The 26,813-nt window shown below is 72.3% G+C and carries 24 protein-coding genes; 15 read left to right on the plus strand and 9 right to left on the minus strand.

Annotated features, from left to right (window positions below; all coding sequences use genetic code 11):
• Positions 1-85: 85 nt before the first annotated feature.
• From ACTJJZ_RS01370 to ACTJJZ_RS01380, 3 genes are all read left to right on the plus strand, one after another.
• Positions 86-1,027: a diacylglycerol/lipid kinase family protein gene (locus ACTJJZ_RS01370; RefSeq protein ID WP_440719368.1), complete on the plus strand. Its 942-nt coding sequence runs from the start codon at positions 86-88 to the stop codon at positions 1,025-1,027.
• 112 nt (positions 1,028-1,139) lie between these two features.
• A complete protein-coding gene (locus tag ACTJJZ_RS01375; protein ID WP_440719369.1) occupies positions 1,140-1,613 on the plus strand; it encodes a hypothetical protein in 474 nt (157 codons plus the stop codon).
• Positions 1,610-3,781: a bifunctional polysaccharide deacetylase/glycosyltransferase family 2 protein gene (locus tag ACTJJZ_RS01380; RefSeq protein ID WP_440719370.1), complete on the plus strand. Its 2,172-nt coding sequence runs from the start codon at positions 1,610-1,612 to the stop codon at positions 3,779-3,781. The genes ACTJJZ_RS01375 and ACTJJZ_RS01380 overlap by 4 nt, the downstream gene beginning before the upstream one ends.
• A gap of 4 nt (positions 3,782-3,785) precedes the next feature.
• Here ACTJJZ_RS01380 and ACTJJZ_RS01385 read toward each other — a convergent pair whose 3' ends face one another.
• Positions 3,786-4,574, minus strand: coding sequence for a slipin family protein (locus ACTJJZ_RS01385; protein WP_440719371.1), 789 nt, complete (start codon positions 4,572-4,574; stop codon positions 3,786-3,788).
• Positions 4,575-4,681: 107 nt separating this feature from the next.
• Here ACTJJZ_RS01385 and ACTJJZ_RS01390 point away from each other — a divergent pair, with 107 nt between their 5' ends.
• Entirely contained in the window at positions 4,682-5,485 is an 804-nt protein-coding gene (locus tag ACTJJZ_RS01390; protein ID WP_440719372.1) for a carbon-nitrogen hydrolase family protein, read from the plus strand.
• A 29-nt stretch (positions 5,486-5,514) separates the two neighbouring features.
• Here ACTJJZ_RS01390 and ACTJJZ_RS01395 read toward each other — a convergent pair whose 3' ends face one another.
• Entirely contained in the window at positions 5,515-6,723 is a 1,209-nt protein-coding gene (locus ACTJJZ_RS01395; protein ID WP_440719373.1) for an aminotransferase class I/II-fold pyridoxal phosphate-dependent enzyme, read from the minus strand.
• Positions 6,724-6,822: 99 nt separating this feature from the next.
• On the opposite strand from ACTJJZ_RS01395, the gene ACTJJZ_RS01400 reads away from it, so the two are divergent.
• From ACTJJZ_RS01400 to ACTJJZ_RS01410, 3 genes are all read left to right on the plus strand, one after another.
• On the plus strand, positions 6,823-8,298 hold the full coding sequence (locus ACTJJZ_RS01400; RefSeq protein WP_440719374.1) for a trypsin-like peptidase domain-containing protein: 1,476 nt from the start codon (positions 6,823-6,825) through the stop codon (positions 8,296-8,298).
• Positions 8,299-8,421: 123 nt separating this feature from the next.
• A complete protein-coding gene (locus ACTJJZ_RS01405) occupies positions 8,422-9,687 on the plus strand; it encodes a CDP-glycerol glycerophosphotransferase family protein (RefSeq protein ID WP_440719375.1) in 1,266 nt (421 codons plus the stop codon).
• Entirely contained in the window at positions 9,684-11,120 is a 1,437-nt protein-coding gene (locus ACTJJZ_RS01410; RefSeq protein ID WP_440719376.1) for a CDP-glycerol glycerophosphotransferase family protein, read from the plus strand. Before ACTJJZ_RS01405 ends, ACTJJZ_RS01410 begins: the two co-directional genes overlap by 4 nt.
• A gap of 25 nt (positions 11,121-11,145) precedes the next feature.
• On the opposite strand, the gene ACTJJZ_RS01415 is transcribed toward ACTJJZ_RS01410, so the two are convergent.
• From ACTJJZ_RS01415 to ACTJJZ_RS01430, 4 genes are all read right to left on the minus strand, one after another.
• Positions 11,146-12,183: a glycosyltransferase gene (locus ACTJJZ_RS01415; RefSeq protein ID WP_440719443.1), complete on the minus strand. Its 1,038-nt coding sequence runs from the start codon at positions 12,181-12,183 to the stop codon at positions 11,146-11,148.
• Positions 12,184-12,365: 182 nt separating this feature from the next.
• Entirely contained in the window at positions 12,366-12,677 is a 312-nt protein-coding gene (locus tag ACTJJZ_RS01420; RefSeq protein ID WP_440719377.1) for a hypothetical protein, read from the minus strand.
• 101 nt (positions 12,678-12,778) lie between these two features.
• Positions 12,779-13,783, minus strand: coding sequence for a hypothetical protein (locus tag ACTJJZ_RS01425; protein WP_440719378.1), 1,005 nt, complete (start codon positions 13,781-13,783; stop codon positions 12,779-12,781).
• Positions 13,784-13,872: 89 nt separating this feature from the next.
• Positions 13,873-14,565: an NTP transferase domain-containing protein gene (locus ACTJJZ_RS01430; RefSeq protein WP_440719379.1), complete on the minus strand. Its 693-nt coding sequence runs from the start codon at positions 14,563-14,565 to the stop codon at positions 13,873-13,875.
• Positions 14,566-14,804: 239 nt separating this feature from the next.
• Here ACTJJZ_RS01430 and ACTJJZ_RS01435 point away from each other — a divergent pair, with 239 nt between their 5' ends.
• From ACTJJZ_RS01435 to ACTJJZ_RS01445, 3 genes are all read left to right on the plus strand, one after another.
• Entirely contained in the window at positions 14,805-16,556 is a 1,752-nt protein-coding gene (locus ACTJJZ_RS01435; RefSeq protein ID WP_440719380.1) for an ATP-binding cassette domain-containing protein, read from the plus strand.
• Complete coding sequence (locus tag ACTJJZ_RS01440) at positions 16,532-18,100, plus strand: hypothetical protein (RefSeq protein ID WP_440719381.1); 1,569 nt, start codon at positions 16,532-16,534, stop codon at positions 18,098-18,100. The genes ACTJJZ_RS01435 and ACTJJZ_RS01440 overlap by 25 nt, the downstream gene beginning before the upstream one ends.
• A 67-nt stretch (positions 18,101-18,167) precedes the next feature.
• Positions 18,168-18,434, plus strand: coding sequence for a DUF3039 domain-containing protein (locus ACTJJZ_RS01445; protein WP_440719382.1), 267 nt, complete (start codon positions 18,168-18,170; stop codon positions 18,432-18,434).
• 17 nt (positions 18,435-18,451) lie between these two features.
• Here the strand turns inward: ACTJJZ_RS01445 and ACTJJZ_RS01450 are convergent, their stop codons facing one another.
• Positions 18,452-19,792 (minus strand): nicotinate phosphoribosyltransferase, encoded by a 1,341-nt coding sequence (locus tag ACTJJZ_RS01450; protein ID WP_440719383.1) that lies wholly within the window; start codon positions 19,790-19,792, stop codon positions 18,452-18,454.
• A 72-nt stretch (positions 19,793-19,864) separates the two neighbouring features.
• Between ACTJJZ_RS01450 and murI the strand changes: the two genes are divergently transcribed.
• From murI to ACTJJZ_RS01470, 4 genes are all read left to right on the plus strand, one after another.
• Positions 19,865-20,701, plus strand: a complete 837-nt coding sequence (gene murI / locus ACTJJZ_RS01455) for a glutamate racemase (RefSeq protein WP_440719384.1) — start codon at positions 19,865-19,867, stop codon at positions 20,699-20,701.
• 37 nt (positions 20,702-20,738) lie between these two features.
• Positions 20,739-21,503 (plus strand): ribonuclease PH, encoded by a 765-nt coding sequence (gene rph, locus ACTJJZ_RS01460; RefSeq protein ID WP_440719385.1) that lies wholly within the window; start codon positions 20,739-20,741, stop codon positions 21,501-21,503.
• A gap of 26 nt (positions 21,504-21,529) precedes the next feature.
• On the plus strand, positions 21,530-22,120 hold the full coding sequence (rdgB, locus tag ACTJJZ_RS01465) for an RdgB/HAM1 family non-canonical purine NTP pyrophosphatase (protein WP_440719444.1): 591 nt from the start codon (positions 21,530-21,532) through the stop codon (positions 22,118-22,120).
• A gap of 111 nt (positions 22,121-22,231) precedes the next feature.
• On the plus strand, positions 22,232-23,164 hold the full coding sequence (locus ACTJJZ_RS01470) for a cation diffusion facilitator family transporter (protein WP_440719386.1): 933 nt from the start codon (positions 22,232-22,234) through the stop codon (positions 23,162-23,164).
• Between the two features lie 5 nt (positions 23,165-23,169).
• On the opposite strand, the gene ligD is transcribed toward ACTJJZ_RS01470, so the two are convergent.
• Positions 23,170-25,146 carry a non-homologous end-joining DNA ligase gene (gene ligD, locus ACTJJZ_RS01475; RefSeq protein WP_440719387.1) on the minus strand — a complete coding sequence of 659 codons (1,977 nt, stop codon included), beginning with the start codon at positions 25,144-25,146 and terminating at the stop codon, positions 23,170-23,172.
• Between the two features lie 61 nt (positions 25,147-25,207).
• On the opposite strand from ligD, the gene ku reads away from it, so the two are divergent.
• Positions 25,208-26,029 (plus strand): non-homologous end joining protein Ku, encoded by an 822-nt coding sequence (gene ku / locus ACTJJZ_RS01480; protein ID WP_440719388.1) that lies wholly within the window; start codon positions 25,208-25,210, stop codon positions 26,027-26,029.
• Between the two features lie 3 nt (positions 26,030-26,032).
• On the opposite strand, the gene ACTJJZ_RS01485 is transcribed toward ku, so the two are convergent.
• Positions 26,033-26,737: a DedA family protein gene (locus ACTJJZ_RS01485; protein WP_440719389.1), complete on the minus strand. Its 705-nt coding sequence runs from the start codon at positions 26,735-26,737 to the stop codon at positions 26,033-26,035.
• Between the last annotated feature and the right edge of the window lie 76 nt (positions 26,738-26,813).

A 26,813-nucleotide genomic window follows, 5' to 3' on the forward strand; every position in this document is an offset into this window, starting at 1 on the left:
CCTCGCACCGCGAAGCGGCCCCATAGGCTGAGTGTGCACGCGGCCCGGCGATCGCAGGCGTCGCGGAGATGAAAGGGGGGACGCCATGGGCGCCGAACACGTGGGAATCGTCTGGAATCCGTCGAAGACCAGTCGCGACGAGCTGGAGAAGGCGCTGCCAGGGCGCGCCGGAGGCACCGTGTCCTGGTTCGAGACGAGCGAAGAGGACCCGGGCGCCGCGGCGGCGGCCCGTGCGCTCGAAGCCGGAGCCGATCTGGTGCTCGCCGCCGGCGGGGACGGCACGGTCCGGGCGGTCGCCGAGCACCTCGCGTCGGCGGAGTCGGCCGCGGACCTCGGCATCATCCCGCTCGGAACGGGCAACCTCCTCGCGCGCAACCTCGGGGTCCCGGTGGACGATCTGCCCGCGGCGTTCGCCCGGGCGATCGACGGCAGCGCCAAGCCGATCGACATCGGCTGGGCCGAGATCTCCGGCGCCGAGGGCGAGGAGCGTCACGCGTTCGCGGTGATGGCCGGCTTCGGGATCGACGCCCACATGATCACCGAGACCGACGACGACCTCAAGGATCGGGCGGGGTGGCTCGCATACGTGGAGTCCCTCGGCCGTGCGCTCTCGGCCAGCGAGGTGATCGGCGTGCGCCTCTCCGGCGGAGACGGGGAGGAGGCCGAGATCAGGGCGCACACGCTCATGGTGGGCAACTGCGGGATGCTTCAGGGCGGCATCACGCTGCTGCCGGACGCGGACCCGGCGGACGGCGAGCTCGACCTGCTGGTGCTGAAGGCCGACGGCATCGCCGGGTGGGCCGACACGCTGCGCAACATGGTCTGGGACAACGGCGTCAAGCGGCTGCTCGGCAAGGGCGACGAGCACACCGCGGAGAGCAGCGACAGCACCACGCATCGCCGCATCACGACACTTCGCATCGAGCTCGACGAGCCGCGGGTGTTCGAGGTCGACGGCGACGATCTCGGCGAGACCACCCGGATCGGGATCAGCGTGCAGCCGGCGGCGGTCCGCATCCGGTCCTGACGATCCCGGCGATACGGATCGACGTCGCGTTCGTCCATCACGGTCCCGGGTCGGTCTCAGGCAGGTGTCGTATCGTTCTGGGGTCCCCTTTTCCGCTCCCGGAGGAAACACAGTGAACGGTCAGCCGCGCACCCGACGCTCGTTGCGCACCCGCGCGATCTTCGTGGACGCGACGGGGCGCAGGGCCCTTCTCGCGCGCGCCCTCGTCCTCGCCGTCGTCACGGCGGTCCTGGCCTACGTGGTGATCGCCGCGCTCGCCCTCGCCGCCCCGGGCGGCCCGCACAGCCCGATCCTGCCGGGGATCGCAGCCGCACCGCGGTCCGCGCACGCGGCACCGCAGCCGCGCGTCACGCCGACGCCCGTGACGCCCGAGGAGCGCCCCGCCGCCCCGCAGACCGTGACGGTGTCCGCGTCCGCCCCGTCCGCGGCCGCCCCTCAGCCCGTCCCCGCTCCGGCCAGTGCGGCCGCACCGGCCGCCGCAGTTCCGGCACCCGCCTCGACGACCGCCGGCACGTCGCACGGTCAGAGCGCGACGGCGCCCGGTCGCGTGAACAAGCCGTCACCCGCGCCCACGGGTCGTCCGTGAGAAGACCCCGCACCGGGGCCGGCGCGGTCCGCCCGACCGCCCACTGGATCGCGCTCGGGGCGGTGATCGCGTTCCTGGTCGCGGCGCTGACCGTGCAGGGATACGTGCACCACCTCGGAGACGCGGGAGCCGACGGCGCCGTGAGCCCCGGCCCGTCCGGATCCGTGCCCGCCGCGATCTCGCACGGCGGACCGGTCGTCTCGACCCGCGGCGGAACGCGCACGCTCAGCCCGCGCCAGGGCACGGTCGCGCTGACCTTCGACGACGGACCGGATCCGCGGTGGACCCCGGAGATCCTGAAGGTCCTGCGCGACAACGGCGCGCACGCCACCTTCTTCGCGATCGGCGAGCAGACCATGGCCCACCCCGACGTGGTGCGCCGAGCGCTCTCCGACGGCAACGAGATCGGGGTGCACACGCTCACGCACGTCGACCTCGGCAGAGCCCCGCAGTGGCGGCAGCAGCTCGAGGTGCTCGGCGGCGAGCAGGCGGTGATCGACGCGACAGGACGCACCACGGCCCTACTCCGGCCGCCGTACAGCTCCACCCCGTCGGCGCTCGGCGACGGCACCTGGCGCGCCGTCCGGGCCGCGGGGGCGGAGGGCTTCGTCACCGCGCTCACCACGCAGGACAGCGAGGACTGGCGCCGTCCCGGCGTGGCCGCGATCGTGCGCAACGCCACGCCCGTCGGCACCGCGGGGCAGGTCCTGCTGATGCACGACGGCGGCGGGGACAGGTCTCAGACCGTGGCCGCCCTCAAGCGCCTGCTGCCGGCGCTCGCCGCGCGCGGCATCAGGGTGACGACCCTGAGCGACGCCGTGGGCCTGAAGGGCACCATGAGCGCCGCCACCACGGGCCAGAAGGCGGCTGCCGCCGCCATGGTCGGCACGGTGCGGATCAGCGACGCCGTCGTCGCGGTCGTGGAGTGGGCGCTCGTGCTGAGCGGGATGCTGATCCTGCTGCGCTCGATCCTGGTCGTGATCGTCGCCGCACGGCACGCGCGCACGGTCCGCGGCCGGGCGCCGTCGGGAGCCGCGGTCACCGCGCCGGTGACCGTGATCGTCCCGGCCTACAACGAGTCGGCCGGGATCGAGGCCGCGGTCCGGTCGATCGCGGCGTCGACGCATCCGGTCGAGATCATCGTGGTCGACGACGGATCGACGGACGGGACCGCCGACATCGTCGCGGCGCTCGGACTGGACCGGGTGCGGGTGATCCGTCAGCAGAACGCCGGCAAGCCCGCGGCCCTGAACACCGGGATCGCGGCCGCCTCGCACGACCTGCTCGTGATGGTCGACGGCGACACGGTGTTCGAGCCGGAGACCGTGACGCGGCTCGTGCAGCCGTTCGCGGACCCCGCCATCGGCGCGATCTCCGGCAACACGAAGGTGGTCAACCGCGGCGGGATCCTGGGCCGCTGGCAGCACATCGAGTACGTCGTCGGCTTCAACCTCGACCGGCGTCTGTTCGATCTCGCGGAGTGCATGCCCACGGTGCCCGGGGCGATCGGCGCGTTCCGGCGATCCGCGCTCGCCGCCGTCGGCGGGGTGAGCGAGGACACGCTCGCCGAGGACACCGACCTCACCATGGCGATCCTGCGCGACGGCTGGCGGGTCGTCTACCAGGAGGAGGCGCGGGCGTGGACGGAGGTGCCGGCGAGCCTCGGCGCACTCTGGCGGCAGCGCTACCGCTGGTGCTACGGCACGATGCAGGCCATGTGGAAGCACCGCGGCGCCGTCCTGCAGCGCGGCGCGGCGGGCAAGCTCGGCCGTCGCGGTCTCACCTACCTGCTGCTCCTGCAGGTGCTGCTCCCGCTGCTCGCCCCCGTCGTGGACTTGTTCGCCGTGTACGGGATCCTGTTCCTCGACCCGATGCGCGTGGTCGCCGTGTGGCTGGCCTTCCTGGTGGTGCAGACGGGGGTGGCGGCATACTCGTTCCACCTGGACGGGGAGCGGCCGTGGCCGCTGTGGACCCTGCCGCTGCAGCAGGTCGTGTACCGGCAGCTGATGTATCTGGTGGTGATCCAGTCGGTGTTCACCGCGATCGCCGGGCAGCGGGTGCGCTGGCAGCGGATGCAGCGCTACGGCAGCCTTCCGACGCCCACACCCACGCCCACGCCGACCTCCGCTCCCGCGGCCGGACCCGTGGAGGCGGGCCGCGCAGAGTAGCGGCTCAGTGCGCACGCATCTGGGCGACCGCGGATTCCCGGTCGATCATGTTCATCACGTCGCCGATCGAGTTCACCAGCGGCGCCGGCGCGATGACGAGCGTGTTCTTGTCGACGCCGATCTCCACGAGCGTCTGCAGGGTGCGCAGCTGCAGGGCGAGCGGGTGCGCCATCATCGTGTCCGATGCCGTGCCCAGCTGCGCGGCGGCGAGCGCCTCGCCCTCGGCCGCGATGATCTTCGCCCGCTTCTCCCGCTCCGCCTCGGCCTGCTTCGCCATCGCGCGCTTCATGGAGTCGGGCAGCAGGATGTCCTTCAGCTCGACGAGCGTCACCTCGACGCCCCAGTCGACCGTGGTGACGTCGAGGATCTCCCGGATGTTCGCGTTCAGCGACGCGGTGTCGGAGAGGATCTCGTCGAGGTGGTGCTGGCCGACCACACGGCGCAGCGTGGTCTGCGCGATCTGGTCGATCGCCGCCCGCACGTTCTCGATCGCGATCACCGACTTCACCGGGTCCATGATCCGGTAATAGGCCACGGCAGACACGCCGACGGTGACGTTGTCCTTCGTGATGATGCCCTGCGACTGGATCGGCATCGTCACGATCCGCAGGGACACGGGGATCAGCACGTCGACGACCGGGAAAATGAACCGGATCCCCGGCTCGCGCACGTTGTGCAGCCGTCCGAAGCGCAGCACCACGCCGCGTTCGTACTGCCGGACGATCCGAGCCGCCATGAAGAACACGATGATCGCGAGGATCACGACGACGATCAGGACGATGAGTGGGATCATGGGAACCGCCTCCTCCGGCTCCGGTGACGTGCCGCGGGCCAGTGCACTCATTCTCCCACCGCGGCCGCCCGGCGGCGCGGGAAACGGGCGTGCGGGATGATGGAGCCATGAACGCCGGAACCGTGGTCGCCGCCGTCTGCCAGTTCGCGCCCGTCGCCGACCGTGCCGCGAACCGGGAGCGGATCGCAGAGCTCGTGGCCCGCGCCGCGGAGCGCGGCGCGAAGCTGATCGTGCTGCCGGAGTACTCCAGCTACTTCGTCGAACCGATGGACGACTCCCTCGCCGCGAACGCCGAGCAGCTCGACGGCGCCTTCACCGCCCTCGTGCGCGAGCTCGCCGCCCGGCACGACGTCGTGATCGTCGCGGGCATGGTCGAGGCGGCCGAGGCCGGAAGGATCCGCAACACCCTCGTCGCCGTCGACCGCTCCGGGATCCTCGCCGTCTACCGCAAGCAGCACCTGTACGACGCGTTCGGTCAGGCCGAGTCCCGGTGGATCGCGCCGGGCGACCTCGGGCCCGCGGCCGTCTTCGTCGTCGGCGGCCTGACGTTCGGCCTGATGACCTGCTACGACCTGCGCTTCCCCGAGGTGGCGCGCACCCTGGTCGATGCGGGCGCGGAGGCTCTCGTGGTGCCGGCCGAGTGGGTGCGCGGTCCGCTCAAGGAGCACCACTGGACGACGCTCCTCGCGGCGCGGGCGATCGAGAGCACCGCGTATGTGGTCGCCGCCGATCATCCCGCCCCGATCGGCGTCGGACACTCGGCGGTGATGGATCCGCAGGGCGTCGCGATCGCCGGTGTCGGCACGGGGGAGGGGATCGCGCTCGCCGAGCTCGACCCGACCCTCGTGGCGCGGGTGCGGGAGTCCAACCCGGTGCTGCGGCTGCGCCGCTATCGGGTCGTGCCGCGCTGAACCGGCCTGGATCCGTGCACCCGGCCTGCTCAGCCTCCGGTGCGCAGCCCGGCGAGGCGCTCGGCGGCCTCGGCGATGACCTCGGGGCGCTTGCAGGCGGCGAAGCGCACCAGCCCGCGATAGTCCGCCCGGTGCTCCGGGCGCACGAAGGCGGTGAGCGGGATCGCGGCGACGCCGATCCGCTCCGGCAGGCCGCGGCAGAACGCGCCCGCGTCCGCACCGCCGATGTCCGTCGCGTCCGCCACGGTGAAGTAGCCGCCGTCCGGGGCGTGCACCGCGAACCCGGCCTCGCGCAGTCCCGCGGCCAGCAGGTCGTGCTTCCCGCGCAGCGCCTCCGACGCCTCGGCGAAGAACGCGTCCGGCAGGCGGAGGCCGACGGCCACCGCGGGCTGGAACGGTCCGCCGTTCACGTAGGTGAGGAACTGCTTGACGCTGAGCACTGCGGTGATGAGGGCGGCCGGCCCGTGGATCCAGCCGATCTTCCAGCCCGTCACCGAGAACGTCTTGCCCGCCGAGGAGATCGTCAGCGTGCGATCCGCCGCGCCCTCCATGGTCGCGATCGGCACATGCGGCGCATGGAAGGAGAGGTGCTCGTACACCTCGTCCGTCACGATGATCGCGTCGTGCCGCTCCGCGAGCCGGACGATCTCCGCGCGGACGGCGGGGGAGAGCACGACCCCGGTCGGATTGTGCGGATCGTTCACCAGGATCACCCGGCAGCGGTCGGTGACGGCCGCCGCCAGCTCCTCGAGATCCGGCTGGAAGTCCGGCAGCCGCAGCGGCACGGTGCGCAGGGTCGCCCCGCTCAGCGCGGCGATCGCCGCGTAGGAGTCGTAGAACGGCTCGAACACCACGATCTCGTCGTCCGGGCCGTCCACGAGCGCCAGGATCGTCGCGGCGAGGGCCTCTGTCGCCCCCGCGGTGACGATGATCTCTCGCTCCGGGTCCGCCTCGAGTCCGTACCAGCGGCGCTGGTGCTCGGCGACGGCCTGCAGCAGATCCGGCGCACCGCGCCCCGGCGGGTACTGATTCGCGCCGGAGAGGATCGCGGCCCGTGCCGCCTCGAGCACCTCGGCCGGGCCGTCCTCGTCCGGAAAGCCCTGCCCGAGGTTGATCGCGCCGGTACGCGCCGCGAGGGCGGAGATCTCGGCGAAGATGGTCGGAGCGACGGCACCCGTCGCGGAGAGCAGCCCGGCGCCCTCGGCGGTCCGGCGCCACGCGCCGCGCACGATTCCCATGCCGCCCAGGGTAACGGCATAGCGGAATCTCCCAGCGGGCATAAGAAAAACACAGAAACGGGCGTCAGTCTGTAAGAGCAAGGTTCGAAGGAGCAGAAAATGAGCGAGCAGACGCCGCACCCCGACGCCGGGCACTCCGTGCCCCCCGCGTTCTCTTCCACCCCCGCGCCCGGTAACCCCGCGCCGGCGGACCCGTCCGCCACCGCCCCCACCCAGCCGATCCCGCCGACCGGCGGCTACGGTCTCCCGGCGGACCCTGGCGCGCCCCGGTCCGCGCCCGGCGATCACGCCGCCGCGGCCCAGCCGCACTCCGGCGCCTCGTTCGGCATCCCCGGCTCCCCCGCGTCCACCGAGTCCAGGACCAGGACGGGCGTCGGTGGCGGAAAGGTCGCCGCGATCATCATCGCCGCGGCCCTCGTCGGCGGTCTGGCCGGCGTGGGCGGGGCGGTCGGCTACGCCGCGCTGAACCCGTCGTCCTCGACATCGAAGACCGCGTCCGGCCCCGGCACCGTGACCGTGAACAACCCCGAGTCAGTGTCCGAGGCCACCGCGATCGCGGCGAAGACGGTTCCCTCCGTGGTGACGATCAACGTCTCCGGATCCAGCGCCTCCGGCTCCGGATCCGGCATCGTGCTCGACAAGCAGGGGCACATCCTCACCAACGCGCACGTCGCCACGCTCGACGGCGAGGTCGCGAACCCGGACATCACCGTGACGACCTCGGACGGCCGGATCCTGAACGCCACCGTGGTCGGCATCGACGCGACGTACGACATGGCCGTGCTCCAGGTCAAGGACGGCTCGAGCCTCACCCCGATGGAGTTCGCCGACTCGTCCAAGCTCAACGTCGGCTCGATGACGGTCGCCGTGGGCGCGCCGCTCGGCCTGGCGAACTCGGTGACCACGGGCATCGTCAGCGCGCTGAACCGCAGCATCTCGATCCAGTCCTCCGCCGCGCCCAAGAGCAACAACGACTCGCAGAACCCCGGCTCCGACGGCTCGCAGCAGCCGTTCCAGTTCGACATCCCCGGACGCGGCACCGGCTCCTCCGGCTCGGGCGAGACGATCTCGATCGCGGTCATCCAGACGGACGCGGCGATCAACCCGGGCAACTCGGGCGGAGCGCTCGTGAACAGCGACGGCAAGCTGATCGGCGTGAACGTCGCGATCGCGAGCACCGGCTCCTCCTCCTCGTCGTCCGCGCAGTCGGGCAACATCGGCGTCGGCTTCGCGATCCCCTCGAACATCGCGCACCGCATCGCCGACGAGATCATCGCGAAGGGCAAGGCCACGCACGGCCTGCTCGGCGCCTCGGTGCGGGACGCGAGCCAGGTCAAGGGCGCCACGGTCGTCGGCGCTGAGATCGCCTCGGTCACGAACGGCGGTGCGGCCGCGGCGGCCGGGCTGCAGGCCGGCGACATCGTCACCGCGTTCGACGGCAACCCGATCACGGACGCCAGCGACCTCACCGCGCAGGTGCGCGCGGTCGCCGGAGGTGGCAGCGCGAAGCTGACCATCGACCGCGGCGGCAAGTCGCAGGACGTCACGGTCACCCTGGGCACGCTCTCCCAGTGATGCTCCGCCGCTGACCTTGCGACGCAGGAAGGACGCCACCCCGCGTGCGGGGCGGCGTCCTTCGTCCGTCTCGCCGGCACCGCTGCTTTTCGCGGGCTCCGCCGACCGGGATAGGCTCGCGGGGTGGCGTCCTTCTCCTTCCGCGCGGGCAACGCCGGCAAGCTGCTGCGCATCCCGCTCTACCTCGCCGGACGCCTGGGCACCCTGCTCGTGCCGCGGGGACGCGGCTGGGTGATCGGCTGCGGCGCGGGCGTCGGCGACGGCGCCCTCGCCCTCTTGCGGGTCGCGACGGCGGCCGGCGCGGACCCGCTCTGGCTGACCGGATCCGAGCGCGAGGACCGTCAGGCGGCGGCGCTCGGGATCCGCTCCCTGCCGAAGGCCGGACTCCGCGGCTGGTGGGCGACGGCCAGGGCGGGCGTGATCGTGGTCACGCACGGCTTCGGCGACGTGAACCGCTATGCCACGTCGGGGGCCTTCCTCGTCCAGCTCTGGCACGGGATCCCGCTGAAGCGGATCGGCCTGGACTCGCCGGCCACCGTGCAGAGCGCGTTCCTGCCCGGCTTCGTTCCGCTGCAGCGCCTGATCGGCGCTCTCTACCGTGCCCAGACGCGCCGCATCGATGTGCTGCCCGCCGCCTCCGATCGCGCCCGCGGCCGCCTGGAGTCGGCCTTCGGGCTCGGCGTCGAGCAGGTGCTCGTGACCGGCGAGCCGCGTGTCGACGTGCTCTCCGCGGGCACGGCGACCGGACGCCGGGAGCGCGCGGTGGAGACCCGCGACGCCGCCGTCGGCACCGTGCCCGAGGGCGCCAGGGTGCTGCTGTACGCGCCGACCTGGCGGGACGGCGCCCCGGATCCCGCCGTGCCGTCCGCCGCGGAGTGGCAGGGGATCGTCGCGATGCTGGAGCGCACGAACGGCGTCCTGCTGGTGCGGTCGCACCCGCTCGGGGAGGGCGAGTACCGCCCGCCGATCGACACGGATCGGGTGCGCGCGATCGGATCCGCCCTCGTCGCCGACATCACGCCCGTGCTGCCCGCGATCGACGTGCTCGTGACCGACTACTCGTCGCTCGCCTACGATGTGGGCCTGCTGGCGATGCCGGTGGTCTACCTCGCCCCGGATCCCGACGAGTACGCGCGCACCCGCGGCTTCTACGGCCGCTACGCCGACGTCGCGGGAGACGACCCCGCCGCCGGCTGGGCCGGGGCGATCGCCCAGCTCGAGGCGACGCTCACGGATCCTGCGGAGACCGCCCGGCGGGCCGAGCGCTCCCGGCAGCTGAGCGAGCGGATGCACGCGCACCGCGACGGCGGCAACGCCGGGCGGGTGCTGGCGGCGATCGTCGCCCGCACCGCACCCGCGAGCGCACACCAGGGAAGGGAAAGCGCATGACGACCGTCCGCGTCGATGAGGCGCAGCAGACGCTGCTGATCGCCGGCACCGGCCCCGCCCCCGAGACGATCGAACTGCTCGGGCCGCGCGCGGCCGTGGACGGCTCCATCACCGCAGACGCGGACGGCTGGTCCGCGACGCTGCCGCTGCGGGTCTCGCGCTGGGGCGGCGAGGAGCTGCCGCTGCCCAGCGGCGAGTACGCGCTCACGATCGACGGAGTGCCGGACCAGGACGCCGTGCTCGTCCCGGTGCTGCTCGAGGGACTGCGCGTCTCGGCGGAGGGCGGCAGGATCCGGGTCGCGCCGCCGATCGACCCCGCCTACGAGACCGCCGAGGGCCGCCTCGCTCTCGAGGGGCGCTACGTGGCGCTGCCCGGCGCGGGGGAGAACGCGGTGTTCTTCGAGTCCTTCTACGGGCAGTCGAGCGGCTGCAACCCCGGTGCGATCGACCGCGAGCTCGCGACGCGCGCGCCCGCCGTCACCCGGTACTGGAGCGTCGTGGACCTGTCCGTTCCGGTACCCGCCGGCGCCGTCCCTGTCATCGAGGGATCGCCGGAGTGGTGGCGGGCCCGCGCCGACGCCCGCCTGCTCGTGGTGAACGACTGGCTGCGCCGCAGGTTCGACCGCAAACCAGGCCAGCGCGTGCTGCAGACCTGGCACGGCACGCCGCTGAAGCGGCTGGCGCTGCACCGCTCCGGCTTCCATCCGCGGCGCTGGTTCGCGGTGCTCCGAGAGTCGCGCCGCTGGGACGCGCTGCTCGCGCAGAACCCGTACGCGGCTCGCGTCCTCGGCAAGGCCTACGCCTTCCTGAGCCGGCCGATCTGGGTCGAGGGGTACCCGCGCAACGACGTGCTCAGCACCGGGGACGCGACGCGGATCCGCAGCGCGCTCGGCATCGGGCCGGACGAGCGGGTGCTGCTGTACGCCCCCACCTGGCGCGACGACCGCAGCGAGATGGTCGACTTCGTTGATCCGAACGCGCTCGCCTCCGCGGCCGACGCCGTGGTGCTGGTGCGCGGTCATTCGCGGACCATCCGCCCCGGCCGGGACCACGAGGGCGCCAGGGTCATCGACGTCACCGGTTACCCGGACACCGCGGAGCTCCTGCTCGCGGCGGACGCCCTGATCACCGACTACTCCTCGGTGATGTTCGACTTCAGCGCCACCGGCAAGCCGATGTACTTCCTGGTGCCGGATCTGGAGCACTACCGGGGCAAGCTGCGCGGCTTCTACTTCGATCTCGCCGAGCGCGCACCGGGACCGCTGCTGCGCACCCAGGAGGAACTTGTCGCCGCGCTCGGGGACGTCTCGGCGGTGGCCGCGCACGCGCCCGAGTACGTCGCCTGGCAGGCGCAGTTCAACGGCCGCGACGACGGATCGGCGGCGCGCCGCGTCGTCGACCGCATCCTCGATCTCGGCTGGCTCGACGCCTGACCGCGTCGAGGCGCGTGCCGTCCGCTCAGGGCAGCGGCGTGTTCTGGGTGCCCAGGCGCGAGGCGTCGACCGTGTCGTGCGCGCCGCGGAGCACGCCGGTGAGGAAGCCGAGCCCCCAGGCGAGATGCATGGTCGGCAGCACCGCCAGGGTCCACAGGCGCTCGCGGGGGCTGCGCGGCGGATCCGTGGGCCGACCGGGCACCAGCGCCATCACGATCACCAGCACGGCGTAGGCGATCAGCGGAAGGTACACGACCGACGCGATCGCGGATCCGATCCCGGCGACCACCCCGGTCAGCTGCAGCACGCCGAGCACGGCCGCCAGCACGACGAGCAGCACGAGGGCCGGCGGAGCGAAGAACCGCACGCCGTTGCGGCGGCCGTAGCGGCGCACGAGCTCGCCGCGCCAGGCGCCGGTCGCGCGGAACTGCCTCGCCAGCCGGATCCAGCTCTCGCGCGGCCAGTACGTCACCGCGAGCTGCGGGTCGAACCAGACCGCGTACCCCGCCTGGCGGATGCGCAGGTTCAGCTCCCAGTCCTCGCCGCGCCGGACGGACTCGTCGAACAGGCCGACCTCCTCCAGCACGGAGCGGCGCATGACGCCCAGGTACGCGGATTCCGCGGGCCCCTCGCGGGTGCCGCCGTGATAGCTGCCGCCGCCCAGGCCGACGGGCGAGTTGTAGGCGCGCGCGACCGCCGCCTGGAACGGGGTGCGGCCGTCGGCGCGCATCACCCCGCCGACGTTCGCCGCGCCCGTGCGCTCGAGCGTCTGGAGAGCGCGGTGGGCATAGCCGGGGGACAGCTCGGAGTGCGCGTCCACCCGGACGATCGTGGGATGCCGGCTGGCGCGGATGGCCGCGTTCAGCCCGACCGGGATGTCGGCGGCCGGATTGCGCACGATGCGCAGCCGCGGCTCATGCGCGGCGAGGCGCTCGGCGAGCTCGGTCGTGCCGTCGGTCGACGGGCCGAGCGCCAGCACCAGCTCGGTCGGACCGTCCACGTCCTGGGCGAGCACCGACTGCACGGCGTGCTCGAGGTAGGCGCGCTCGTTCAGCACCGGCATGACGAACGACACTCCGCTGCGCCCCGTCGTGCGGGAGGAAGGATCGCTCTGGCTCACTCGTCGATCCTTTCACGTCCCGCCTGCATGCCCCCAGGACCGGGGTTCCGGGCGCGCCGTGCGGACGCTCCAGCCCCACGGTTCCGCGGGCCCGCCTCTGACACGGCGCCTTCGACACGGCACAGTCACACCACGAACCGCCAGATGTACTCGAGGCCGTCGTCCGGCCGGAACCAGGCCAGCGTGATCACGGCGTCGTCGACGTCGGTGTCGCACAGGCAGATCTCGAGCTGCTCGCCGGCACGGACGCGACCCCACAACCGGGTGCGGCCGGGGTCGCGCGAGGTGCGCGCGAACACCCGCACGAAGTCGATGCGGTCGCCGCCGTTGGTGAGGACGGGGTGCGTGCGGTCACGGCGATCCACTGTCCAGGGCACCGGATACGACGGGTCGGGGCGGAGCGGTCGTGGGCCGGGAGGATCGGGAGCGCGGGTCATGGCGTCACGCTAGGAGCGGGATCGGACGTGCGCGGACCGCGCCGGCGATGTCCTGCGGGAACCGCGCAGAACCTCCCCAGGATCGAGGATGTGCGGGACGATCAGGCCTCGGCCGACGGCGGATCCGGATGCAGCTGCGGTCCCGGCGCCTCGGGGCCGGAGATCGGCGCCCTGTGCCGGCGCACCAGATCCTGCGCCCGTCGTCCGACCTCCTGGGCGCGGCGTCCCGCGACGCCGACGCCGCGGGCTGCGGTCCCGGCGGCACCGGCCACGGCCGAGCCCGCCAGCTGCGCGCCGCGGGCCACCTTCCGCTCCAGCCGTTCCGCGCCGGGCACCGGCTCGAGCTCGGCGGGCAGCACCTGCGGCGGCGGCCCGAACGCGCGCCGGGAGCTGGTCAGCACGCGGCGCCCCAGCACGTGGTTTCCCGCGCCGCCGATCACGGCGCCGATGCCGAAGGGCAGCGCCTTGCCGAGGAGGGACGCGCCGCCTGCGGCTGCGAAATGCTTGATCAGCATGCTCTTCAACCGGTCGGTGAGCGGGCCGACAGCGGCGCTGGGGAGCGACTTCGTGACGAGCTCGCCCCAGTAGGCGGAACGGGCGGCGCCGTTGCCCGCCGCCTGGCCGGCGAGCTGCCGGATCAGATCGACCCCCTCCTTGCCGAGCATCAGCGTCATCACGAGCGCGCGGGCGCGCTCCGGGTTCGTGACCGAGATGCCGTGCACCTCCGCGACGGACTGCGCGAACAGGGCCGTCGACTCGACGAAGCCTGCCGTTTCGACGCCGGACAGCGCGAGGGTCACGCCGGTCGTGATCCCCGGGATCACCGCGGTCGCGCCGACGGCCGCTCCGCCGGTCGTGACGGCGGCGAGATAGCGCCGCTCCAGCAGCACGATGATCTCGGCCGGGGAGGCGCCAGGGTGACGCAGCCGGATGCTGCGGATGTGCGCCAGCACGAGCGGACGCTGCACGGCCAGCACCCGGTCGAGTCCGCGGATCATCAGGGGATGCTCGGGCGAACCCGCCGGGGGCATCCCGCCTTCCCACGGGGCGTCCTCGGGCAGCGAGTGGATCCGGTGCACCGCCCCCGCGTCTTCTCTGCGCGCCATGATCCGAGCGTACGACACCCGACTGCGAGGGTGCCGACACGCGAAGAGCTCGTGCCCGCAGTGCGGGCACGAGCTCTCGGCGATGAGGTTCAGACGAACAGGTTCGCGCGCTCCAGGTCCTCGGCGAAGTCGACCTCGACCGCGTACAAGTCGGAGATGTCCATCGGCTCGAGCAGCAGGCCGTTCTCGACGATCGCGAGCTCGAGACCCCGCTCGAAGTAGTCCTGGTCCTCGACGCGCTGCAGCTGGCGCATGAACGCGGCCTTGTCCTTCGAGGAGATGTAGTTGATGCCGACGGCCTCGCCGATCCCGCCGCGCACCGTCTTGGAGAGCTCCTTGATGTACCCCTCGGCGTCGACGGTGTACTTGACCTCCTCGTCGCTCACCTTGGCGGTGTTGACGGTGACGAAGGACTGGTCGCGCTCGATGAACTCGATCGCACGGCCGAGGATGCGCGGGTCGAACACGACGTCGCCGTTCATCCAGAGCACGCCCTTGCGACCGGTGGCGGCCAGGCCGCGGAGCAGGCTCTTCGAGGTGTTGGTCTGGTCGTAGCGCTCGTTGTGCACGTAGTTCACGTCGGGGAACGCCTCGATGATCGTCTCGGCGCGATAGCCGACGATCGTGGTGATGCGGGCCTCGTCGCCGAACGCTGCGCGGATGTTGTCGTGCTGCTGCTGCATGATGGACCGGCCATCGGCGAGCGCGGTCAGCGGCTTCGGGAGGGAACGGCCGAGGCGCGAGCCCATCCCGGCAGCGAGAATGATGGTCTGAAGAGTCACAGAAAAGCTCCTGTTACGTGTGTTCACGGTTTCGTCACCGATGGGACACTTCCTCGTGCCATGGGTGATGCTAGCGATCCACCCTGAAAGGCAGCGGGGGATGGCGGGCGCGTGTCCAAGACGTTATCGAGTGCACGGTACTTTCCCAGGTTATGGACAGTCCGAGGATCCGCCCTGGAGATGACTCATTCCGTGTCGGTCAGACCGGTGCCGGCCGGGCCCGTTGATAGCGTGAAGGGGTGAGCGCCGCACCGAACGACCCCACTTCGCCTCAGGACTCCTCTCCGCCCACCAAGGCACGAAGGCCCGCCGCGAAGAGCGCCGGCTCGGTCGCCGACACGGCGCGGGTCAAGGCGGAGCTGCAGGCGAACGCGGCACGGGCGGCGGCGGCCAAGCGCAGCGCTGCCAGGGCTGCGGCGGCCCGGGCTGCGGCGGCGAGGGCGGCCGCCGAGAAGGCCGCCGCGGCGAAGGAGGAGGCGGCCTCGGAGCGGGCGAAGCAGTCCGCGGCGAAGGTCGCGGAGGTCAAGGCGGTCGCATCGCGCACGCCCGCCCAGGGCACGGCGACGAAGCGGACGGCAGCGAAGAAGGCGACGCCGAAGAAGAAGACGGCGCGGCAGGGCGCCCCGTCCGCCGGCGACGGTGCGGCGAAGAGCGCGCGCAAGCCGGCCCCTCGTCGCGACGGCTCGAACCTGCAGCCGGACGGATCCGAGTCCGCCATCGCCGACATCGCGGCAGAGGCGACCCCCGCCGAGGCGCCGGACGCCGTCACTGACGCCTCCGCACGGCGAACCGAGACGACGGAGTCGGAGACCCTCGACCTCGCCCCGGTCGCCGCGGCCGAGTCCGAACCCTTGCCCGCGACCGAAACCGAGACCGAAGCCGAGCCGGAGCCGGAGACACTTGCCGTCTCCGAGCTTGAGCCGGAGCCGGAGGCGCCTGCGGCCTCTGAGCACGGAGAAGCGATCGCATCGCACAAGGACGTCCTCGCAGCGCCGTCGGGCGGGGAGCCCGAGAACATCGTCGAGGACCTCTCGCCCTCCGCCGTCCCGGGAGAGGATGATGACGCTGTGGAGAGCGAGCGACCGGCGGACGCGCGGACATCCGCGGAGGTCGCGACTGCGGCCCCCGCGGAAGAGACGCCGGCTGTGCCGGCGGCCGCCGAGCCGGATGTCGCCTCCGAGCCCGAGCCCGCCGATCTGCCCGCCGAACAAGCCGCCGATCAACCCGCCGGCGACCAGGCCATCGTGGTGCGCGGGCTCATCAAGCGCTTCGGCGACTCGGTCGCCGTCGACCGGATCGACCTGACCGTGCCGGCCGGATCCTTCTACGGGATCGTCGGGCCCAACGGTGCGGGCAAGACCACCACGCTGTCGATCATCGCAGGGCTGCTGCGCGCCGACGCCGGCACCGTGCGGATCAGCGGCATCGACCAGGCGGAGCACCCCCTCGCGGCGAAGAAGGTGCTCGGCGTGCTGCCCGACCGGCTGCGCACGTTCGACCGGCTTACCGGCCGCCAGCTGCTGCATTACTACGGTCTGCTGCGGGGCCTTCCCGCCGACGTGGTGGAGAAGCGCGTGGCGGATCTCGCCCGGGCGTTCGACCTCACCGGTGCGCTCGGCCGCGTGGTCTCCGACTACTCGGCCGGCATGACGAAGAAGGTCATGCTCGCCGGCGCCATGATCCACTCTCCGCGCGTGCTGGTGCTCGACGAGCCGTTCGAGTCCGTCGATCCCGTGTCGTCCGCGGTGATCCTGGACATCCTGCGTGCGTACGTCGCGCACGGCGGCACGGTGGTGCTGTCCAGTCACGGCATGGATCTGGTGGAGCAGGTGTGCTCGCGGATCGCGATCATCGTCGGGGGCGAGGTGCTCGCCGAGGGCACGATCGACGAGGTGCGAGCCGGGCGGACCCTCGCGCAGCGCTTCGTCGAGCTGTCCGGCAGCGGCGGAGAGGTGGAGGGGCTCGAGTGGTTGCACACGTTCTCCGGCTGAGGGTCGTGCTGGCGCTCGGCGCCCTGCGCGGCGACCGCAGCCGGGTGACGCGGGCCGCGGTCGCTCTCGTGCTCACGACCGCCGCCACCCTGGTCGCGGTGTTCGCGGTCCGCAGCCTCGCGGACACCTCGGAGGCCGCCGCGCACACCGTGGTCGTCCTGGGCGACTCGGCCGTGGTGCTCGGCTTCTTCGTGGCGCCGATCCTGAGCGGATCCGTCGACCAGCTCGATCCCCGCCGGTTCGTCGTGTTCGGCGTCGACGAGCGCCGGCTGCCCGGGGTCCTCACCCTCGCGGCCTTCGTGAGCGTGCCGAGCCTTGCCCTGCTCGTCGTCCAGGTCACCGTGGTCGCCGTCGCGATCGCGATGGGTGCGCCCCCCGTGCTCGCCGTGCTCTCCGGCCTGCTGAGCCTGGCCACCGCGGTGCTGGCCGCGCGGGTCGGGATGGCGCTGAGCGCGCTGGTGCTGCCGGAGCGGCGCTCCCGCGAGCTCACCGCGCTGTTCGCTCTCGCCGTGACCGTCGTCGCGGTCCCGGTGTGCGTGTTCGTGGCCTCGCTCGGCTGGGACGGCGCGGTGCCGCCGGTCCTGCACGGCGTGGCCGATGCGCTCGGCTGGACCCCGCTCGGCGCCGCCGCCGCGATCCCGTTCCTCGCGATCGCGGGGGAGAGCAGTGCCGAGTGGGCGGCGCTCGCCATCGCGCTGCTGACCGCCGCAGCCGTCACCGTCGGCTGGCTGGGTCTCGCCCGCCGCGCCCTGCACACGACCGACCGGCCCACCGCGGTGCGGGAGCGCCCAGGCCTCGGCTGGTTCGGGCTGATGCCGTCGAACGCCTTCGGCGCCGTGGCCGCCCGCAGCCTCGTGTACTGGCTGCGCGACCGTCGCTACATCGTCAACGTCGTGGTCGTGCCGATCGCCGGAGTGCTCACCGTGATCCCGCTCCTGGTCGCCGGGGTGCCGCTCCAGATCGCGGCGGCGCTCCCGGTGATGGTCATCGCGCTGTTCTTCGGCTGGCTCCCGCACAACGACGTGGCCTACGACTCCACGGCGTTCTGGATCCACGTCGCGAGCGGCGTGCGCGGCGTCCCCGACCGCCTCGGGCGCCTCGTCCCCGTCGCGCTGATCGCCGTCCCCACGCTCGCGATCGCCATCCCGGTCACGCTCGCCGTGATCGGCCGGTGGTCGGCGCTGCCGGTCCTCGTCGGCACGGTGGCGAGCCTGCTGCTCTCCGGGCTCGGCCTCTCCAGCATCTTCTCCGCGATCGCGCCCTACGCCGTGTCGCGGCCGGGGGACAGCCCGTTCCAGCAGCCGCAGCGCTCGCGCGGCGGGGGGCTCGGACAGGCCGGATCGCTGATCGGCGCCGTGCTGCTGAGCGCCCCCACGGTCCTGCTCGCCTGGCCGGTCCTGGCCGGATCCGGCGCCGCGTCCGCGCCCGCGTTGTGGGTCGGCCTCGGCACCGGCGTGATCGTGCTGCTCGCCGGGGTGTTCATCGGGGGGCGGGCGTTCGAGCGCCGGGGCGCGCCGCTCATGGAGTTCGTCGAAACGGTGTGAGTCGTCCGGTCGCACGAGTCCTCCGGTACCGGCGCCCTCGGGTCCACGCGCGATTAGACTCGCCAGCATGAGTACCCCGCTGGACGCCCCGGATCAGGGCGGTGTCACCACCCTCGATCGTGAACTCGAGCAGCTCCTCAACGAGGAGCTCCAGGAGCCGGGAGACCACGAGCGGTTCTCCCACTACGTGAAGAAGGAGAAGATCCTCGAGTCCGCGCTCACCGGCAAGCCGGTGCGTGCGCTGTGCGGCAAGAAGTGGACGCCGGGTCGCGACCCGGAGAAGTTCCCGGTGTGCCCCACATGCAAGGAGATCTACGAGTCCATGATGGGCTGAGCCCTCCCGGGCAGGATTCAGCCGGCCCCGTCGATGCCGGCGTCCTCGAAGACCGTGGGGATCGCCGGATCCGACTTGCTGAGGCCGAGGGCGCGCAGCGGCAGCTCCTCGCGCACCCGGCGGTGGTGCTCCCGGGCGGCCAGGGTGCCCTCGGGCCCCTCGTAGGAGGCGTCGATGTCGCCGCCGTCCACGAACGTGACCTGCAGCGCGCGACCGTCGGGATGCGCCGCCGGGGAGCCGAGCTCTTCGAAGCCGTCCGAGACGACGACGGTCTCGGACTGCGCGATGCCGTCGGACAGGATCCGGAACGCCGCCTTGCGCCCGCCCTTGGACGCCTTGTCGAGCGATGCCTTGGCCACGGCCACCCAGCCGCCGTCCGAGTCCTGGCGCGCGACGAGCTTGTAGACCATGCTCGCGGTCGGGTAGCCGGACCCGGTCACGACCGAGGTGCCCACCCCGTAGGCGTCCACGGGCGATGCGGCCAGCGCCGCGATCGCGTACTCGTCCAGGTCGCTGGTCACGGTGATCCTGGTGCCGGTGGCCCCCAGCCCGTCGAGCTGCTCGCGGACCGCGGCCGCCACGATCGGCAGGTCGCCGGAGTCGATCCGCACGCCGCCGAGGCCGGGTCCCGCGACCCGGATCGCGGTTTCGACGCCCTGGCGGATGTCGTAGGTGTCCACGAGCAGCGTCGTGCCGGTGCCGAGCGCGGCGATCTGCGCGCGGAACGCGTCCTCCTCGCTGTCGTGCAGCAGGGTCCAGGAGTGCGCCGCGGTGCCCATGGTCGGGATGCCCCAGGTCCGCCCCGCCTCCAGGTTGCTGGTGGCCGAGAACCCGGCGATGAACGCGGCGCGGGCGGCGGCGACCGCGGAGTCCTCGGCCGCGCGACGGGAGCCCATCTCCGCCAGGGGACGCGGCCCGGCGGCGATGCTCATCCGGGCGGCGGCGGTGGCGACCGCCGAGTCGTGGTTGAGCACGCTGAGCGCGAGCGTCTCCAGGATCACCGCGTCGGCGAAGGTGCCCTCGACGGTGAGGACCGGGGATCCGGGGAAGTACAGCTCGCCCTCGCGGTAGCCGCGGATCGTGCCGCGGAAGCGGTACCCCTCGAGGTAGCGGAGCGCGTCGGCATCGAGGATGTCGGCGTCGCGCAGGAAGCGCAGCTCGTCCTCGCCGAAGCGGAAGTCGCGCAGCAGCGAGAGCAGGCGGCCGGTGCCTGCGACGACCCCGAACCGGCGCCCGCCGGAGAGCCGCCGGGTGAACAGCTCGAACACGCTGGGCCTGGCGGCGGTGCCGTCGCGCAGTGCGGCCTCCAGCATCGTGAGCTCGTAACGGTCGGTCTTCAGGGCGCTCGACGGGGTCACAGCGATCAGCATACGGGCGGAACGCCGCCGCTCTCCGACCGCGTGCGGCGGCAGCGGCTAGGCTGGGGCATCATGAACGACGCGCCGATCGGGATCTTCGACTCCGGTGTCGGCGGACTGACCGTCGCCCGGGCGATCCGCGCGCAGCTGCCGCGCGAGTCGTTCGTCTACATCGGCGACACGGCGCACTCGCCGTACGGCCCCAAGCCGATCGCCGACGTCCGCCGGTACGGGCTCGAGGTGCTGGACACGCTCGTGGACCAGGGCGTGAAGATGCTCGTGATCGCGTGCAACACCGCCTCCTCGGCGATGCTCCGCGATGCGCGCGAGCGCTACGACGTGCCCGTGGTCGAAGTGATCGGCCCCGCCGTGCGGAGGGCCATCTCGACGACCCGCAACGGTCGGATCGGGGTCATCGGCACGGTCGGCACGATCGGATCCCGGGCGTACCAGGACATGCTCGAGGTCAACGAGACGCTGTCGGTGTTCGCCGCGGCGTGCCCGCGCTTCGTCGAGTTCGTCGAGGCCGGGATCACCGACACCCCGGAGGTGCTCGCGACGGCCTCGGAGTATCTCGCACCGCTGCGCGAGGCCGGCGTCGACACCCTCGTGCTGGGCTGCACGCACTACCCGTTCCTGCGCGGCGCGATCGGCTACGTGATGGGGGAGGGCGTCGCGCTCGTCTCCAGCGACGACGAGACCGCCGGCGACGTGTACCGCCAGCTCGTGCGCGGCGACCTGCTCGCCCCGCCCGACGCCCGCCCCCGCTACCTCTACGAGGCGACCGGGGGATCCGCCGACGCGTTCACCGTGCTCGCCAACCGCCTGATGGGCCAGGAGGTGCGGGGCGTCCGGCTCGTGCAGACCGGCGTCATCGACCTGCCGGGGCTCGCCCGGTCCGAAGCCTGACGCGACGCCCTCCGCGACGCCCGACGAAGGAGACCCCATGACCGAGTCCGCAGAGCCGTCCGCGACCGTCCGCAAGGATGGCCGCTCCGTCGACCAGCTCCGCCCGATCACGATCGAACGCGGCTGGAGCGCACACGCGGAGGGATCCGCCCTGATCAGCTTCGGGAACACGAAGGTGCTGTGCACGGCGTCGTTCACGAACGGCGTGCCGCGCTGGCTCACCGGCAAGGGCAAGGGCTGGGTCACCGCGGAGTACGCGATGCTGCCGCGCGCGACGAACGACCGCAACGACCGGGAGAGCGTGAAGGGTCGCATCGGCGGGCGCACGCACGAGATCTCGCGCCTGATCGGCCGCGCACTGCGCGCGGTCGTGGACACCAAGGCGCTCGGCGAGAACACGATCGTCATCGACTGCGACGTGCTGCAGGCGGACGGCGGCACCCGCACCGCGGCGATCACCGGCGCCTACGTCGCGCTCGCCGACGCGATCGAGTGGGGCCGGAGCAAGAAGTTCATCGGCCAGAAGTCGCAGGTGCTCCTCGACTCGGTCGCCGCCGTCTCGGTCGGGATCATCGACGGCGAGCCCATGCTCGATCTGGCATACGTCGAGGACGTCCGCGCCGAGACCGACATGAACGTCGTCGTCACCGGACGCGGGCTCTTCGTCGAGGTCCAGGGCACCGCCGAGGGCGCCCCCTTCGACAAGCGCGAGCTCGACGCCCTGCTCGAGCTCGGCGTGAACGGCTGCGCCGAGCTGCGCGACCACCAGACCGCCGCGCTCGCCGAGTCGGCCGGTCGCTGAGCTTGTCGGAGCACAGGGACCGCGTGATGAAGGTCGTCCTCGCGACGCACAACGCGCACAAGGTCGCGGAGTTCGGGCAGATCGCGGCTGCCACCCGGCCCGATCTCGAGGTCGTCGGCTACGACGGTCCTGAGCCGGTCGAGGACGGCGTGACCTTCGAGGAGAACGCGCTCATCAAGGCGCGCGCGGCCGCCGCGCACACCGGGCTGGCGGCGCTCGCCGACGACTCCGGGATCGCGGTGGACGTGCTCGGCGGGGCGCCGGGGGTCTTCTCCGCCTACTGGGCGGGACAGCGGAAGGACGACGCCGCCAACCGCGACCTGCTGCTGGATCAGCTGCGCGACATCGCGGATCCGCATCGCGCAGCCCACTACGTCAGCGTCATCGCCCTCGTCCTGCCGGATGGGCGCGAGTGGACCGTGCGCGGCGAATGGCCAGGGCGCCTCGCGCACGAGGCGGCGGGCGACGGCGGCTTCGGGTACGACCCGGTCTTCGTCCCCGACGGGCAGGCCGGGGCCGAGCGCACCGTCGGGCAGTTCACGGCCGAGGAGAAGCAGGCGCAGTCCCACCGCGCCCGCGCGTTCGTCGCGCTCGTCCCGCTGCTCGCCGCGCTCTGACGACCGCCGGGCCGCGTCGGCGGACGACGGCTGCCGGTAGTGAGAATCGTTACTGTTCCCGACAGCGCGAAAACAGCTCCGACCGGGGGAAACGCGCTCTACCCTTGAGGCATGCACGATCACGCACCCGTCACGGGGATCCGCTCCGCAGGCCACCGCCGCCTGCTCGCGATCTCGCTGTCGCTGACCTGCGTGATCATGGTCGTCCAGGTCGTCGGGGCGATCCTTTCCGGATCCCTCGCCCTGCTCGCCGACGCCGCGCACATGTTCACCGACGCGTCCGCCCTCGTCATCGCGCTGATCGCGAGCGCCGTGGCGGCACGCCCGGCCGACGACCGGCGCACGTTCGGCTATCAGCGCGCCGAGGTGTTCGGCGCCCTGATCAACGCGATCATCCTGATCCTGCTGTCCGCGTGGGTCGCGTTCGAGGGCGTCAGCCGGCTGCTGCACCCGGGCGAGGTGCAGGTCGCCGGAACGCTGATGCTGATCGTCGCCGCGGTCGGGCTGGTCGCGAACGGCGTCTCGATGTGGCTGCTCAGCGCTGCGCAGCGCACCAGCATCAACGTCCGCGGCGCCTACCTCGAGGTGATGGGGGACCTGATCGGATCCGCGATGGTGATCGTGGCCGCGATCGTGATCATCATGACGGGCTGGGTCCCGGCCGACGCCATCGCCTCGCTCATCATCGCCGCGATGATCATCCCGCGCGCGATCTCGCTGCTGCGCGAGGTCTTCTCGGTGCTGGCCGAGTCGGCCCCGAAAGGCACCGCGGTGAGCGAGATCCGTCAGCATCTGCTCGAGTACCCCGGCGTGACCGGCGTGCACGACGTGCACGTCTGGCAGCTGACCCGGGGCGCTCCGGTGTTCACCGCGCACGTGTCCGTGCGGCAGCAGGTGCTCGCAGAGGGCGGGGCGTCGCTCCTGCTCGCGCAGATGCAGACCTGCCTCGAGCAGCACTTCGATGTCGAGCACTCGACCTTTCAGCTCGAGCAGGACGCCACCGGCACCGGCGACGCGGGCGACTGCGGGGCCGCGCACGCCTGAGCCGGTCACGCCTCGATGACCACCTCGTCCGGCGTCTTGTCCGGGCGCAGCCCCCGCCATCTGGCGTGCCGGAGGACGCGGTCGGGGGTCCAGTTCGAGAACTCGACCTCCCCGACCAGCTCCGGTCGCACCCAGAGCGCGTCGCCGGCGTCCGCCGAAGGAACGCCGTCGACCGCCGGCTTCGCCGTGCGCAACGGCTCCAGGCGCTCGCCGAGGTCGTGCAGGGCGCGCTCGGTGAATCCGCTGCCGACCCGGCCGACATAGCGCAGGCCCGAGGGCAGCGCGGCGTCGGGAACCGCGAGCAGCAGGGACCCGATCCGCCCGGCACGGTCGCCCTTGCCGGGCCGGATGCCGACGATCACGACCTCCTGCGCCTTGCTGTGCTTGATCTTCAGCCAGCGCGGCGAGCGCGCGCCCGGCGTGTAGCCGGAGGCTGGATCCTTCACGACCACGCCCTCCAGGTCGAGGGTGGCGCTCGTGGCGAGGGCGGCCTCGACGTCGTCGAACACGGGAGGGACCTCGACCGGCGCGGGCAGGTCGGAGGCGATCGACTCCAGCAGCTCTCGGCGATCGCGCAAGGGCAGCGCGGTGACGTCGTGCCCTTCGAGTCGCAGCAGGTCGAACAGGTGATAGCGGACGGGAGTGCGGATCACCTCGCGCTCGATGTCACGCGGCTTGGTCAGGTGCATGCGGTCCTGCAGCCGGGAGAAGCTCGGGCGGCCCGCCGCGTCCATCGCCACGATCTCGCCGTCCACCACGGCCTCGCCGACCGCGAAGCCGGGGGCGCCGTCGGCCGTCAGCTCGGGGTACCGGTCCGTGATGTCGGTGCCGCTGCGCGCGTGCAGCCGGAACCGGCCGTCCCTCCAGGTGCCGATCGCGCGGATCCCGTCCCACTTGATCTCGGCCCAGCCCAGGCCGCGGGCGGTGCCGAGCGTGCCATGGCCGGCGAGCATCGGGGCGTAGTCGGGGAGGGTCTTCGCGGCGGTCGTCTCGGGGAGCCTGCGGGGGGTCACTCCGCGATCGGTCCGCCGGGGGCGCGATCCGCCCGCGACGCCCGTGGCAGGGGGAGGAGCGAGGGGGAGGTCCGGCGGGGACGCGTGGGAGACGACCGCGAAGGGGTCCAGGCCCGACTCGGCGCGGGCCAGCACCTCGTCGAAGCGGAGCTGGCGGAGGCCGGGATCCGCCAGCTCGGCCCAGGTGCGCGGGGCGGCGACCCACGGCTGGGGGCGGCCGCGCAGGGAGTAGGGGGCGATCGTCGTCTTCTTGCCGTTGTTCTGGCTCCAGTCGAGGAACACCTTGCCGGCGCGGAGCGTCTTCGTCATCACGCTCGTGACGAGGTCGGGGCGGTCGGTCTCGATCGCCCGGGCCAGGGCGTGCGCGACCGAGGACACCTCCTCGCTCGTGCGGTCGCCGGGCAGAGTCGTGTAGAGGTGGATCCCCTTGCTGCCGCTGGTCACCGGCACCGGGTCCAGCCCCATCCCGAGGAGGATCCCGCGCGCGATCAGGGCGACTTCGGCGCATTGCGCGAGCGTCACGCCGGGGCCGGGGTCGAGATCCAGCACCATCCGGTCCGGGTTCCCCCGGCCTCCGTCCGCCGCGAAGCGCCACTGCGGGATGTGCAGCTCGATCGCCGCGACCTGCGCCAGCCAGACCAGGGTCGCCACCTCGTCCACGACCGGGTAGTCCTTGGGGCCGTCCGAGTGCAGGATCGGCAGCCGGCGGATCCACGGCGGCGCCCCCGGCTCGAGCTGCTTGGCGAAGAACGACCCCTGCGGATCCTCCTCCGTGCCCACGCCCTCCACCCAGCGCTTGCGGGTGACCGGGCGGTCGGCGACGACGGGCAGCAGCAGCGGTGCGATCCGCACGTAGTAGTCGATCACCTCGCCCTTGGTGGTGCCCGTCGCGGGGTAGACCACCTTGTCCAGGTTCGTGACCCGCAGCCGACGTTCGCCGATGCGCACGGTCTGCGGGGCGTCTGCCATGCCGCCACAGTAATGCGCAAGGCGCTATCCGTCGCGCGCGCCGGTGGTGTGTACTGGTGCCATGAGGTCGATCTGGAAGGGCTCGCTCACCTTCGGTCTGGTCAACGTGCCGGTCAAGGTGTACTCCGCGACGGAGGACCACGACGTCCCGCTGCACCAGGTGCACGACGTGGACGGCGGACGCATCCGGTACAAGAGGGTGTGCGAGGTGTGCGGCCAGACCGTCGCCTATTCCGAGATCGACCGCGCGTACCAGGACGACGCGCAGACCGTCGTGCTCACGAAGGACGATCTCGACTCGCTGCCCGCCGAGCGCAGCCGCGAGATCGACGTCGTCGAGTTCGTGCCGTCCGATCAGGTTGATCTGCTCACCCTCGACAGGGCCTACTACCTCGAGCCGGACTCGAAGTCGCCCAAGGCCTACGTGCTGCTGCGCAAGACCCTCGAGGCGACGGATCGCACGGCGATCGTGCGGTTCACGCTGCGGCAGAAGACCCGGCTCGCGGCGCTCCGCGTCCGCGGGGACGTGCTCGTGCTGCAGACGCTGCTCTGGTCCGACGAGGTGCGCGAGGCGGACTTCCCGTCGCTGCACGAGAAGGTGACCGTCTCGGACAAGGAGCTGGAGCTGTCGGCGACCCTCGTGGAGGGCTTCTCCAGCGACTTCGATCCGACCGCGTTCGTCGACGAGTACCAGGCCGAGCTGCGCACCCTCATCGACGCGAAGATCGAGAAGGGCGAGGCGTTCGAGACGGAGGAGACGTTCGCGCCGGCCGAGAAGGGCGGCGAGGTCATCGACCTGATGGAGGCGCTGCGGGCCAGCGTGGAGAAGTCCCGGGCCGCGCGCGGCGGCGCCTCGGACGAGGGCAAGCGCGACGCGGGCTGAGCCTCAGCGCTCGGGCTCGGCGACCGGAGCGACGGTGGCCGATGATTCCGTCTTCGCCTTGCGGCGCTCCGAGAGGTAGTGCCAGATCGTGACTGCGGCGGTGACCGCGACCACGCCGAGCAGGATCACGTCGATGTAGTGCGTGACGAAGTCGGCGACCACAGGGATGTAGCCGATCAGGTAGCCGAACATCGTCATCCCGAAGCCCCAGAGCAGGGCGCCGATGAGGTTGTACAGCGAGTAGCGGCGCCAGGGCATGTGTCCGACGCCCGCGGCGACCGGGGCGAAGGTGCGCACGACGGGGACGAACCGCGCGAGGATCACGGTGAGACCGCCGAAGCGCTCGAAGAACGAGTTCGTTCGCTCGACGTTCTTCCGGCTGAACAGCCCGGATTCCTTGCGTTCGAAGATTGCCGGCCCCGCCTTGTGGCCGATGAAGTAGCCCGCCTCGCCGCCGAGGAACGCCGCGATCGCGATGAGCAGCGCGACCCACCACACGTTGATCCCGAACACCCCGTTCGGGGCGGCGGCGGTCGAGTGCGAGAGCAGGCCAGCGATGATCAGCAGCGTGTCTCCGGGAAGGAGGAATCCGATCAGCAGCCCGGTCTCGGCGAAGACGATGAAGCACACGACCAGCAGGGCCCACGGCTGCGAGTTCGCGATGATGGCGGCCGGGTCGAGCCAGGGGATGAGGGCGGCGTGGTGCACAGGTGGTTCCCGTCCGTGGAGTCGTCGCTGGTGGTGTTGCGGCCGTGCGGGACACGCGCGGCGCACGCCGGGATGG

It is taken from the genome of Microbacterium sp. 22242, assembly GCF_052045495.1.
Classification (GTDB): Bacteria; Actinomycetota; Actinomycetes; order Actinomycetales; family Microbacteriaceae; genus Microbacterium.